Below are 12,824 nucleotides of genomic sequence, written 5' to 3' on the forward strand. Positions count from 1 at the left end.
CATTACATTTTTATAATAATGCAATAGCCTCTGCTATGCATTAAAAATATCTCTTGTAATAAACAATTCCTCCAGTCTTATATAATAATATATATTTATAATTTATCAACACTACATAGTGCGTAAAACCTCATTCTTGTTTAATAAATAAAAATGAGCCAATATGATAAAGATCATAATGACTCATTATTTTGTAGTAAAATCCTATTCATTCATGTTACTATCATATAGATTTTTTAGAGAACATAAATAAGCCTACCTCATTGAGATAAGATATCTAACATCTATGTAATTAACTGAACACTTTAAAGATTATTAAAATTTCATTGAAAACACTTAAAATAATTTAACTCTTTTCTTATCTAGTTTTTCTAATTCACTATCTATTTTTAATAAATCATTCTTTACTGGATTTACCTCTCTAAATTGCTCTTAAATGAATCTTTTTCATTATATATTTCTCCCTTCTAAAAATAAAAACTCTTACATGCATCCCTAAATACAAATAAAAGTTCTTTCCTTTTCTAAATTAATAATGTATATTTATTTTAAGTATTATATAGATTAATTGATCTTTCCGTAAAACTGGAATTTATAATTATAATTTTTCGAACACTAGTGTCGCTTGAATTCTATCACCACCAAGCATCCCTTTACTTCCCGATGCCGCTGTAGTAATTGTATGTAATCGATATCCCTTTGCCGATTGATCATTTATGACTTTTTCTAATTCCGTCATATTTCCAGACCCTGTTCCAAGAAATTTTTCTTTTAAAACTACTTGCATCACTACATAATTCATAAAAGTTCCCCCCTTTTAAATTTAAATTTATCTCTATATTAATGTATATTTTTATTATATATTATTGCATATAATTAATCTATAATTGCTTGAAAACTCATTATAACTTAATTTAAACACACTCTATCCAATTTTAGTAAAGCCCCATTTACTTATGGTATGGTTCACCTTACCGTAAGTAAAAAAGCTTAGCCTTTCCCATATACAATATAATTAACATTATTTCAAATTCAAGTTTTAATCATATTTCATTACAAAAATAGATAGTAAAACTTTTATTGTTTTACTATCTATTTTTTTAGTATATTATTTGCCCAGTTTGGTATTTTTTTATCTTGCCATATTATCTTGCCATCTTTAAAATATATAACTTCTTTTAATATATCTGTATTATCAAATATATTAACTTCATCACATATTGTAATTACATTATGTAAGTTATTTAAAGAATCATAATATCTTCTTTCAATATCCTTATCTGGTATCCCATGACCACCTTTACTTACTCTAATCTTAACTCTTTCCTTTGCAACATTAGGATTTTCTACACCTACATAATTCATAACTATATAAAAACCATTTTCTTTTGCAAACTTTATATTATTTATTATACTTCTGCCAGATAGTGTTGTTTCTTGATTGAAAGATATCTCCTCCACAATATATTGTTTTATTAATTTAACAGATTCTCTTGCACATTTCATTTGAAGATTACTATCTTTCCATGACCCAATTCTAGCTACCATTTCATCAGTATTTATTCTTTTTTCATTTTTGTTCTCATTATAATAAATTGATTTATATATTGAAGTTTTACCAGCTCCATTAACTCCTGCAAAAATTGTATAAGTTGGCATATTACTCACCTATGACCTTAGCTTGTTCTTTTTGCAATACTAAATTAGATAACGTCATATAAAAGTCTTGCTCTTCCTTTGTCTTCGCATTTTTAAATAACTCCTTTAATTGACTATATGAATAATTTATGAAAATATCGTATAAATTAATATCCTTATTTTCCATTTAAATTCCCTCCTTAAAAAAGCAATTATATTAATAATATTATATAACAAATTCAATGTATTATAAACCTAATGCATTTTAATTTTTCTTCTCTACAGATAAGATTAATACTACTCTAAGTAAAAAATTTATAATTCCGCATAAGATGACCATTTGGAAAATAATCATCTTTTTCATTGTAAATTAGAAAGTATGTTTTTCTAATCTCACTATACTCACTTAACATATTTACTTTAAATTATTTATTTCAATTTTTGCTTCTTTCAAATCTATTCTTGCTTCATATCCATGCTTTTGTAGCATATGTAATAAATTTGATCCATTTAATAATGTAAGTGGTTTATCCTTCGCAAACTCATAAGAATCAGCCCCATAATCAGAAGTTGTTACCAAAATCCCTTTTGATGCTCCTTCATTTAAAACAGTTCCATATAAATCTCTTACTGCCGAAACGCCTACTACATTAGTATATCTTTTAGCTTGAATTACATATTTTCCTCCTCTTATAGGATCTGGATCGAACATAATTGCATCTACCCCACCATCTCTACTTGCCTGTGTAATTTTTACTTCTGCTCCATCTTTAGAGAATTCTTTTTCAAATAACTCCCTAATTAAATGTTCAAAATCTTCCCAATGCATAGAAGCTAAATTATAACCATTTATTTTTTCTCCAATTTCACGAGATTCAACAAATCTTCTGTCACTATTATCAATATTTGCAATTGGAGCTACTGGAACTAAATCACATAGTTTTGCACCTGCAACACCTTTTAGACTTTTAAAACACATTTTAGCATCAACTTCAGATAAGTTTAATTCCATAAATTTAGACTTTTCAGTTTGTAAAGATAATATACACTTTGTCTCTTCTTTACCATTGCTTTTATTTACATCAGTTAAATATCCATTAAATATTATCCCTTTAATATGATCTAATTTATCCATAATATAAATATCATGATTAACTCTCAAACATAATTGATATAACCCTTCTTCATAGATTTTATTTATTTCGGTCTCTTTTATATATGTTTCACTATATTCTTTTCTTGTTTGAATATATTTAACCTGTTTTACATTTGTGATATCTAACTTTTTAGGAAGATTATATTCTACAATTAAAATATTATTTTCTTTATTATATTCAATTTCCCAATCTAACATATAATATGATGGGTAATCTCTCTTAGATAGTACTTCATTAAAATAAAATTCAACACCTTCTTCATTAGCATCATTATACAAACTTCTTAAAGTATCAATTCGATTATTCGTCTCATTTTGTTGTGCTTCAAATTTATTTTTTCTATTATTCCATTCTTCATTCTTATTAGAATTAATATTTTTAATTCTCTCACACTCACTATTCCATTTTTGCAAATCTAATGATAATTTATTATTTAACTCTTCCTGCTTTTTTGCTTTTATAGATGGTATTAAACTATTTAAAATCGAAAACTTCAACTTATAAGCTTCCTCATTTGGTTTTATAGGCATCTCTATTATTTTCACTTCTTCTTTAAACTTAGAATAATCTTTATAATCATCCCAATTAACTTTTAATTTAGCATTATGTACATTATTTAATAAACTAACAATAATTGCTCTCTCTTCTTCAGCTTCTTTTGTTAATTTATCAGCATAATATATTGCTTTTTCTTTTTCTTGAAGCATTCTTTGCTTCTCAAATGCTTTTTCCCTTTTTATTTTTTCTCTTTCTCTTCTCGCTTGTTCTGCACTTGCTCTTCTATTTGCTCTTTCTATATCTCTAATAGCACTTGCTAAACCGTATCCCCTTCTAGCCATAACTTACCTCCAAAATTTCAAAAAAATATTATCATAATATCCATAGAATACCATTCATTACTTATTATATAATATCTAAATTATATATCTATAATTTTTGTAAAATTTTTATCTTTTTGCTAATATTTTTATTTTTAATTAGTAAATACTAAAAAATCAATAACATTTTTGTTATGGGTTTGTTGATAGAGATAATCCGTTGCACTTTGTCCTCTATAATCTATGAGATAATTAAAATATAACTTCTTATTAGTTTATATTCATATCTAAATAATTTTCAAACTCTTCATAAGTTATGGCATCCTTTGAATTTAATCTCCATAAATGAATACCCATATGTTTGAGAGCTTCATTTTTCTTTCTATCTCTTTCTTTTTGAACTTCTTCTTTATGATACTTTCCATCGAGCTCTATTACCATAACAGGTTTATTAATTCTATTATCATATATAGTAAAATCTAAATGTGCATTATTTAAAATAAATGTTTTTATATCATTATTTTCATCTAAAAATTTTTTATCTATTACAACATTTGCTAAAGGCAATTTACAAATTAAACTATATTCATTGTATTTTTCTATATATTTATCAATGCAATCTTTAACAGTTTTCTCAAAAATATTATCACAGTTATCAACTACAGTATATGTCTTCATCTGCTTATATAAATAATCAAAAATACAAACAGTTTTATCTGGAATAACTTCTCCATAAGCTTCTATATATTCAATTAAGTTTTTTATATTTTTGTCATTATTTACGAAAAACTCTCTATCTGTTACCAAAACAAATTTATCTTTAGCCCTTGAAACAGCTACATTTATTAACTCATTAGTAAATAAATTATGATTACTTTTTAGGTGACTTCTTCCTTCCCTTGTATTATTTAATACTGTTGAAAAATAAACTTCTTTTTCTCCTTTACCTTGGAAGGTATGAATAGTTCCACATTGTTCTTTATTATACTTTTTGCATAGATTATTCGCTTGATTTCTAAATGGAGTTATTATAAATTTGTCTTTTATATCTGAATTTATAAGTCCTTTAATAGTTTCTATTTCTCTTAAATTAACAAAGGATTCTTTATCAAAATCAACATATTTTCCTTTATCATTATTTACTAATATCATAGAATCATTTTTAGATTCTTTATAAACAATTAATTTATTATCATAAAAATACCTATTACAGTAATTTATAATATTATAATTACACCTATAATGCTCTAGTAACATATTAGATTCTGGATTAACTGTTTTTGATATAGTAGTTAAAAAATTCTCTTTTCTGTAATCATACTCTCTTTCAACTTTAGTTTTTATTTCATCTTCTTCCATATTAATAATTGCTGATAACTGTTTACTATCACCAACAACTATTACCTTTTTAGTAGCATAAAGTAATGGAAGTGCAGACATAATATCACATTGAGATGCTTCATCTATTATTATGCAATCTATTTTTTCATCTTTACCAAATAAATAATTAAAGTTATATATGAATGCATCTACAGTTGTCATTATAACTGGATATAAATTCACTACATCTTTTTTAATTTTAGTAAAATCTAAAGTTTCATTAGTCTTTATTTTAGAATAAATTGCCTCAAAATCTTTTTTACTATATCTTTTCTTTAAGCTTTTAAGCACAAGCTCTTTTGATAGTTTTATATAATCTTCTTTGTATATTCTACTTATTTCATTTTGTAGTTTATCTAAATTACCCTTTTCTAATATATTTTTTAAATCTATAATTTCATATTCTAAAAACTTCTTTTCCAATAAGCCTTGAATTATAACTCCATTATTCTTTAATTCTTTTAATGTGAATCCAAAATTAATATAGATTAAAAACCTTTTTATTAATCCTATTTTCTTTTCTTCAGAAAGTTTTACTAATAATTCTGATACAACATCTAATTTCTTCTTTGCTGAGGTAGAATTATTTATTTTATTTAATCTCTTTATAATATCTTTATATTTATCAAATTCATAAGCTTCACTTCGCTTATTTAAATGCCTATAATTATTTTCTAATTCAATTAATTTATTTTTTATCTTAATTAATTTTTCTAAATCATTTTCTAATTTTTCTAGCTTATCACATAGTCTTTTCATTTCTTTTTTAGAATTTTCTTTTTCATTTACAGAAATATTCTTTACTTCTTTTTCATAATTCCTAATCTTTTCTTCTAGTATAGTAGTTAATTCAAATATAACCTTTTGGTTTCCTAAACGTATAAAACACTGTGTAATTGGTATCTCATTTAACTCATCAAGAACATTATCAATAGCAGAATTATTCTTTGATACCACAACAACCTTGTTATTTTCATATATCATATTAGCTACAATACTCAAAATAGTGGTAGTCTTTCCTGTTCCAGGTGGCCCCTCAATTATTGATATATTATTTTTAATAGCTGCTTCAACAGATTTTTTCTGTGACTTATTCGAGGGTTGAAGTAAAATAACTGGGTTAATATTTTCACTTTCATTATGATCCTGTTTATTTAACTCTTCTTCCTTAATCCTTTCCCTACTTGTAAGATAATTAAATAAAAGATTATCTTTTTGTTTATATAAATTATCAAAAATATTAATATAAATATTCTTTTTAAATTCATAATTATTATTTAATTTCTCTAACTCAATATTACTATTTCTTAAAGACTGGCTTATAATTTTCTTTTCTTCTTTCTTATACAAAGAATATAAAATCTCCAAATAGTATTTTTTAAACTTTTCAACAATAGACTTAATATTTTTTTGATTATATTCTTTTTCTAACTCAATATAACAAAAATCTTTTTCATCTTCTTTATCCTTAAATTTAAAATTTTTAAGATTTTCAAGCTTTATACTTCCTTCTTTTCCAGTATTAGAAAATTTATAAGAAATCTTCTCTAAATCATATTTCAAAACCTTAATATAAAAAGGCTTTCCATTATTACTTTCAATTAATAACTCTTTATTGTTCTTAATTGAATAGTCTAAGCATTCTTTTAACTTCATAAAGTTCTCCTTATATTGATATCAATAAATATTAATTCAACCTATTATCAACTGTTAAAATCAAATAATTTCATTTATGTATTATTATAACAAAAAATTTTTATACAAAACAAAAAACATGATATTTTATCATGTTTTGTAAAACTCTACTTATAATTGAAGTTAGTATTTATAAATGATATTATATTATAAGTTCTAAAAGCATCAGTTATCTCAAACTCTTCAGTTTTATCATATACTTGTACACCTATTATTACATTAGGTTCATTATTTTCTAAAGCGTTCATTTTACCAACTTCTTTATTTTCAAAAATTATTACTCTATCATTTATATAATATAGTTTTTTATGACATCATAATTTCTATACTTTTGCTTTCAATATATTAACCTACACAAATTATAATTTATCTCTAACATTTTGCTATATTTAATATTATAAACATAGTAGGATGTTATACCTCACTGTTTAAATTTAGCCTTTTTCATAGAAAACTATGATTTATAATTGACTCAATGATTCTTCTAAAATACATCTATAATTTTCAAATAACGAGAAAATCTATAATTTATTAAGCTATTTTTTCATAACAACTTAACAGATTTCCAATTTCTATTTATCTAGATACATATCCCAATAATTTACTAAAATAATTATAACACAAGCCAATGATATTTTTTATATCATTGGCTTGATTTTAATATTTTATAAGTTTATTTTAATTTTGGTTCTCCACAGATACGGTTCACCACTCCGTAGCAAAAAAATAAGACAATCTTTTAAATCCTATCTCAACAACTTTTATCTCTTAATATGTGAATGTATTATAATTTCTATTTATTTTGTATTACATGCTACAGTATTACAAATCCAATAAACAAAGTCTCTAAATATATTAAATTACTTATTACAATATTCTTTACTGCTAATACATATGTATATTGGCTGGATGTATCTTTTATTTTCTAAGTCATCTTCCATTTCATAAATACTATTAGCCAACATTATATTTGCTATTCCTGTTAGAGCTGGTAACTTAATTATAAAAATAGATATAATAAATCCTTTGTAAAAATATCCGCTAATTTTAAAAACACTGCTTCTATTTTAGGAAGTGCATCTCTTCCTTTTTGTATTAAATACAGCCTATTAATACGATTATCCTTTTCATCTGTCTCTACCTTAAGTTTATTATATTTATTGATGTTTATATTGGACGTTGTACATATCCATACTGCCGTAAGTTTTCTAAAAATCAATCGTATTAACTAATAAAATTAGCATAACAACTTATTATATTCATAGTAAAGTAAAAAAGTAGTATTAGGCAAGTTATATAAATTCCTAATACTACTTCTTTATTTATTTAAAATGTTTATCAATTACATTAATATATAAAATATAAAAAATGTAGCGCCGACTATAAATTCGAAGTTACTATTTTTATAACATACTCTTAATCTACATTGCAGTCAATCCACCATCGATAACAAATTCCGATCCTGTTGAATAACTTGATTCATCTGAAGCAAGATAAAGTACTAGGTTTGAAACTTCTTCAGATTTAGCCATTCTTCTAATTGGAATTTGTTTAGAAAGTTTCTTAATTACTTCATATGAATCTCCTTCAGTAACCATCGGTGTTTCTATTACACCTGGATGTACTGAATTTACTCTAATTCCAAGTGGTGACAATTGAATTGCCGCTGCCTTTGTCATTCCACGAACTGCAAATTTTGTATCTGTATAACCAATTGCCCCACCCACTAATCCATTCATAGATGAAATATTTACTATTGAACCATTCCCTGATTTCTTCATAGAAGCCGCTACTGCCTTAGTCCCAAGAAAAACAGATACTTGATTTATATCTACAATTTTTCTATATTCATCTTCAGTAATTTCTAATAAAGGTTTATTTATACTTATACCAGCATTATTCACTAAAATATTAACTTGTCCAAATATTTTTTCAGTATCCTCTACAACCTTTTCCCAACTAGCGGCATCTGTAACATCTTGTTTTATAAATTTTACATTACCACCTATTTCTTTCTCTAGTATTCTACCTTGTTCTTCATTTAAGTCAGTAAAGACAACTTTTGCACCTTCACTTGCAAATAAACGTACATGGGATGCTCCCATACCTCTTGCTCCACCAGTAATAATTGCCACTTTATTTTTTAAACGTTCCATTTATAATTTCTCCTTAACTAAATTTTTTTATTTATATCATATTCATTAATTCATATCCATTTTTAGATATTACAATTTTTGAATTGAACCTACAGGATAATTATTGCTTTTTAATAAATATCATCCTGTAATTATATATTTTCTTTCTTACTAACAATATTTAGTTAGTTCAGCTTAAAGTATCTATAAGCTTATAACTAACACCAATATAAAAGAAGATTAATAAACTGTAGATTGGTCAATCACATAAATGTGAACAACAACCCTAAGGTTTTTTATTCTTTCTTTCCTATCTTAGATTATAAAATGCTAATTATTTTTAGACTTTTAAGAAACAAATAGATTTGCTAAAAGAGCACCATATATAATAGATACATATTTATTAGAAGTTATTGGACATGTTCCACTGGCACATCCAATTTTTTTATAGTATATATATCCTAATAAAGCACCAATAATTGAAGCAATAATATATTTTCCCATAATTAAAAATCTCCTTATTATAAAAGTATTTGTTATATCTAATATTAAGGTAAAAATAAATTTTTATATGTAACTTAGTCACTGAAATATATATTAAATTAAGTTATTATAATTTATATAATAAGCATGTATTTATTTTACTAAAAATAAACTATAACATTTCATTTAGTAAAGGAGACTATAAATGAATAATCATAAATTTGATGTAAAAAAATTAAGTAAACTAAATAATCCTGAAAGATTAAGTTTAATTGATTTAGATAAAATTATAGAAGAATTACAATTATCTAAAGATAGTACAATTGTAGATATTGGTATAGGTACTGGTATATTTTCTGAAGCCTTTTTAAGTAAATTACCAAATTCTAAGGGATTAGGATTTGATATTTCTAAAGATATGATTAAATGGGTAAAGGAAAATAGAAAGGATGCCTCAACCGGAAGGCTATCCGTAGCAACAATGAGTGAAAATGAAATACCTTTAACTGAAAATACTGCTGACTTAGTTTTTATGATCACAGTTCATCATGAACTAAAAGATCCTGTAAGCTTATTAAAAGATGCAAAAAGAGTTTTAAAAAATGATGGTAAGCTTTTAATTTGTGATTGGAAAGAGGGAGTTCATAAACACTTTGTAACAAAGGAAAGTATATTACAAGACTTGGACTTGTCAGGATTTAAAAACATTAAAGAATTAAATAACTCAAATAAATTAATTTCTTTAATTGCCACTAAGTAGTTTTATTATATTAGATCTATGGAAATAGTATTTAAATATTATTTCCATAGCTTTATTTGTAAATTTAAGAGCGACTAGATAATTTTGTGTAGTTTTTATTTTTATTGTTTTTTATATTACTGGAAATTTTTATTTCCAGTAATATTTTTTTATCTAATTTGGTGCATACAGTTTCATATTTTTTTATGATCTGTGGCTCAAACTTTTACCTCTTTTACTATTCTCATTTAATGCTTTTTCAACTATATCTAGACCTATCACTTCTATTTATTGATATCTTTAATATCAAAATTCCATTACACTATGCAATAGCCTTTTTTAAAACGTATATAAATAAGAGAAATAGTAGAATTTATATTTATGTTAAATTCTACTACTTCTACTTTTCATACTATCTTAATTACACTATTTTCTCTTTACTGGAATCCAAACTTCACAATAGTAATTTTCATCTGAAATCCCTTTTTCATACTCACTTGGATCACTATACATTTCTACATTATAACCTGCAGCAATCTCATAATCTTTACAGTTTGGTAACCACTCTGAAAATATTTTCTTATTAGTTTCTTGAATTGATGTTTTTCCTTGTCCATAACAAGGGAAAACAGCCCAAGTAAACTTAGGAATTGTTTTAACTATATACCCTTCCATGCCTTCCTTCTCTTTAGAATAATCCTCTGCAATAAGGTACTCAAATTCATTACCGCTCATTTCCTCATCAATGTTAATACCATACATTCCGCATATATCCTTTAGCTTTCCTTGTGAAATATGCTCATTCCAGAATGAAGGTACTTCTGTAAATGCTGAATCATATTTAAATTTTTTAGCCGCTCCTATAACCTTAAATGCATCTTTCTCAACTATTTTATAATCCATAATATATCCGCCTTCCAATGAAAATTTGATTTTGAGGGCAACAAATGATTTTATCATAGCACCCTCTTTACGAACCGCAGATGGTGTAACTCCATGAAAGCGTGTAAAAGCTTTAGTAAAGCTATCTGGAGAATCATATCCATACTTTATTGCAATATCTATTATTTTTTCATTACTAGATAAGACTTCACTGCCGGCAAGTGCAAGTCTTCTTCTCTTAATGTATTCACTTACAGAATAGCCACATAACATTCCAAATCCCTTTTGAAAATAAAAAGGAGAAATATTTACCTTATCTGCAATTTCTTTAATAGATAAATCCTCTGTAATATTTTCTTCAATATAAGAAATAGCTTCTCTAATACTTTCAATCCATTCCATAATTTTAACCCCTTTCAATTCGTTAATCTAATCTTATCATCATTAAAGATTGACATCCCGACTTTTTAAGTTTTCTTTTGTCCTATAATCATTATACCAAAAGTGAATATGCTAATTATCTTATAACAGCTATCTCATATGATATTGAATTAATTTTTCCAATTAAAATCTATTAATTAATTTATCTTTTAATTAATTTATCTTTTTAGCTTACATAACGGTGTTTTTACTTATAAAAATAGTCTTAACCATTAATTTTGCTTCTTAAAAGTCCAAGTTTATCATTTAAGAACTTATCAATTCTCATTTCTATTGTATACTTACAAATAATTTCAATAACTAGTTCATTTTCATTTATATAGTCTACCTATAATTTTCTTTGGATTAATTTTTAATAATTCTACTTAGCTGGATTTACCTTTCCAAATATTTTCTTAAATGTATCTTTTCAGTACATATGTCTCCCTTCTAAAAATAAAAACTCTTACATGCATCCCTAAATACAAGTAAAAGTTCTTTTCTTTTCTAAATTAATAATGTATATTTGTTTTGAGTATTATATAGATTAATTGATGTTTCCATAAAACTGGAATTTATAATTATAATTTTTCGAACACTAGTGTCGCTTGAATTCTATCACCACCAAGCATCCCTTTACTTCCCGATGCCGAAGTAGTAATTGTATGTAATCGATATCCCTTTGCTGCTTGAGAATTTATGACTTTTTCTAATTCCGTCAAATTTCCAGACCCTGTTCCAAGAAATTTTTCTTTTAAAACTACTTGCATCACTACATAATTCATAAAAGTTCCCCCTTTTAAATTTAAATTTAAATTTATCTCCACAATAATGTATATTTTTATTATACATTATTATATATAATTAACCTATAATTACTTAAAAAGTAATTGTAACTTAACTTAGGCACACTATATCAAATTTTAGTAAAGACCCATTTACTTATGGTACGGTTCAAAGTAAATTATTCTAAATCTTCGCTTACTTAACCACAACCTCAAACCATTTCTCACCACTACTAATTTCATTTCTATTTCTATCTACCAATATAATTCTTAAGTTTGATGTATTGTCTAGTCTTAACTTTTCTTTATATTCATTGATTACTAATCTTAAGTTAAAGTGACTTCCATCTACATAATGAAGTATGCATATAGTTTTATTATAATCTTCTATTAATTCTCTAAATAAGCCATTCATATGTCCATCATCACAATTGAAGGCAAATCCGCATACGCAAATAATATCCGATTCTTTAAACTTATTAAACATATCTACGTATCTTTTAGACATCTTAACAGAAGTTAATGGTTTTATACCACTTTGGGTAAATAAGAAAGGGACTATTATATTAAACTGGTCCCTATGTCAAGGACATTTTAAAAAAGAGAGTTAGGAAGCTAAGAGCTGATTTCTGTATTGAACAGGAGTCAGCTTTTTTAAGTTCCACTGACAACGGTCATTATTATAATAATCA

At 25.1% G+C, this 12,824-nt stretch carries 13 protein-coding genes; 1 reads left to right on the plus strand and 12 read right to left on the minus strand.

Annotated elements, in window-relative coordinates; all coding sequences use genetic code 11:
• Positions 1-598: 598 nt before the first annotated feature.
• The 8 genes from J7M87_RS04285 to J7M87_RS04320 form a co-directional block, all read right to left on the minus strand.
• Positions 599-802: a DUF4177 domain-containing protein gene (locus tag J7M87_RS04285; protein WP_291648999.1), complete on the minus strand. Its 204-nt coding sequence runs from the start codon at positions 800-802 to the stop codon at positions 599-601.
• A gap of 290 nt (positions 803-1,092) precedes the next feature.
• Positions 1,093-1,659, minus strand: coding sequence for a zeta toxin family protein (locus tag J7M87_RS04290; protein ID WP_291649001.1), 567 nt, complete (start codon positions 1,657-1,659; stop codon positions 1,093-1,095).
• Between the two features lies 1 nt (position 1,660).
• Positions 1,661-1,825, minus strand: coding sequence for a hypothetical protein (locus tag J7M87_RS04295; protein WP_021136318.1), 165 nt, complete (start codon positions 1,823-1,825; stop codon positions 1,661-1,663).
• Positions 1,826-2,053: 228 nt separating this feature from the next.
• The gene (locus J7M87_RS04300; protein ID WP_291649010.1) at positions 2,054-3,634 is read right to left on the minus strand and encodes a restriction endonuclease; all 1,581 of its coding nucleotides are present in this window, start codon (positions 3,632-3,634) and stop codon (positions 2,054-2,056) included.
• A gap of 249 nt (positions 3,635-3,883) precedes the next feature.
• Positions 3,884-6,649, minus strand: a complete 2,766-nt coding sequence (locus J7M87_RS04305; RefSeq protein ID WP_291649012.1) for an AAA domain-containing protein — start codon at positions 6,647-6,649, stop codon at positions 3,884-3,886.
• A 146-nt stretch (positions 6,650-6,795) separates the two neighbouring features.
• Positions 6,796-6,936 carry a hypothetical protein gene (locus tag J7M87_RS04310; protein ID WP_291649014.1) on the minus strand — a complete coding sequence of 47 codons (141 nt, stop codon included), beginning with the start codon at positions 6,934-6,936 and terminating at the stop codon, positions 6,796-6,798.
• 1,173 nt (positions 6,937-8,109) lie between these two features.
• On the minus strand, positions 8,110-8,844 hold the full coding sequence (locus tag J7M87_RS04315) for a glucose 1-dehydrogenase (protein ID WP_111927776.1): 735 nt from the start codon (positions 8,842-8,844) through the stop codon (positions 8,110-8,112).
• Between the two features lie 327 nt (positions 8,845-9,171).
• On the minus strand, positions 9,172-9,327 hold the full coding sequence (locus J7M87_RS04320) for a DUF6132 family protein (protein ID WP_008678881.1): 156 nt from the start codon (positions 9,325-9,327) through the stop codon (positions 9,172-9,174).
• A gap of 184 nt (positions 9,328-9,511) precedes the next feature.
• Here J7M87_RS04320 and J7M87_RS04325 point away from each other — a divergent pair, with 184 nt between their 5' ends.
• Positions 9,512-10,066, plus strand: coding sequence for a class I SAM-dependent methyltransferase (locus tag J7M87_RS04325; RefSeq protein ID WP_291649023.1), 555 nt, complete (start codon positions 9,512-9,514; stop codon positions 10,064-10,066).
• A 405-nt stretch (positions 10,067-10,471) separates the two neighbouring features.
• Here the strand turns inward: J7M87_RS04325 and J7M87_RS04330 are convergent, their stop codons facing one another.
• From J7M87_RS04330 to J7M87_RS04345, 4 genes are all read right to left on the minus strand, one after another.
• Entirely contained in the window at positions 10,472-11,329 is an 858-nt protein-coding gene (locus tag J7M87_RS04330; RefSeq protein ID WP_291649025.1) for an AraC family transcriptional regulator, read from the minus strand.
• A gap of 599 nt (positions 11,330-11,928) precedes the next feature.
• A complete protein-coding gene (locus J7M87_RS04335; protein ID WP_291649027.1) occupies positions 11,929-12,132 on the minus strand; it encodes a DUF4177 domain-containing protein in 204 nt (67 codons plus the stop codon).
• Between the two features lie 196 nt (positions 12,133-12,328).
• Positions 12,329-12,619, minus strand: a complete 291-nt coding sequence (locus tag J7M87_RS04340) for a hypothetical protein (protein ID WP_291649029.1) — start codon at positions 12,617-12,619, stop codon at positions 12,329-12,331.
• A 120-nt stretch (positions 12,620-12,739) separates the two neighbouring features.
• The coding region (locus J7M87_RS04345) for an IS3 family transposase (protein ID WP_291648866.1) at positions 12,740-12,824 on the minus strand (85 nt) is incomplete at its 5' end.

It is taken from the genome of Clostridium sp. (assembly GCF_017888565.1).
Taxonomy (GTDB): domain Bacteria; phylum Bacillota; class Clostridia; order Clostridiales; family Clostridiaceae; genus Clostridium.

What these genes read in the sequence shown, in the direction of transcription:
- J7M87_RS04285 (WP_291648999.1), bottom strand. Translation starts at nt 802, where the DNA reads ATGAATTATGTAGTGATGCAAGTAGTTTTAAAAGAAAAATTTCTTGGA.
- J7M87_RS04290 (WP_291649001.1), bottom strand. Translation starts at nt 1,659, where the DNA reads ATGCCAACTTATACAATTTTTGCAGGAGTTAATGGAGCTGGTAAAACT.
- J7M87_RS04295 (WP_021136318.1), bottom strand. Translation starts at nt 1,825, where the DNA reads ATGGAAAATAAGGATATTAATTTATACGATATTTTCATAAATTATTCA.
- J7M87_RS04300 (WP_291649010.1), bottom strand. Translation starts at nt 3,634, where the DNA reads ATGGCTAGAAGGGGATACGGTTTAGCAAGTGCTATTAGAGATATAGAA.
- J7M87_RS04305 (WP_291649012.1), bottom strand. Translation starts at nt 6,649, where the DNA reads ATGAAGTTAAAAGAATGCTTAGACTATTCAATTAAGAACAATAAAGAG.
- J7M87_RS04310 (WP_291649014.1), bottom strand. Translation starts at nt 6,936, where the DNA reads ATGAACGCTTTAGAAAATAATGAACCTAATGTAATAATAGGTGTACAA.
- J7M87_RS04315 (WP_111927776.1), bottom strand. Translation starts at nt 8,844, where the DNA reads ATGGAACGTTTAAAAAATAAAGTGGCAATTATTACTGGTGGAGCAAGA.
- J7M87_RS04320 (WP_008678881.1), bottom strand. Translation starts at nt 9,327, where the DNA reads ATGGGAAAATATATTATTGCTTCAATTATTGGTGCTTTATTAGGATAT.
- J7M87_RS04325 (WP_291649023.1), top strand. Translation starts at nt 9,512, where the DNA reads ATGAATAATCATAAATTTGATGTAAAAAAATTAAGTAAACTAAATAAT.
- J7M87_RS04330 (WP_291649025.1), bottom strand. Translation starts at nt 11,329, where the DNA reads ATGGAATGGATTGAAAGTATTAGAGAAGCTATTTCTTATATTGAAGAA.
- J7M87_RS04335 (WP_291649027.1), bottom strand. Translation starts at nt 12,132, where the DNA reads ATGAATTATGTAGTGATGCAAGTAGTTTTAAAAGAAAAATTTCTTGGA.
- J7M87_RS04340 (WP_291649029.1), bottom strand. Translation starts at nt 12,619, where the DNA reads ATGTTTAATAAGTTTAAAGAATCGGATATTATTTGCGTATGCGGATTT.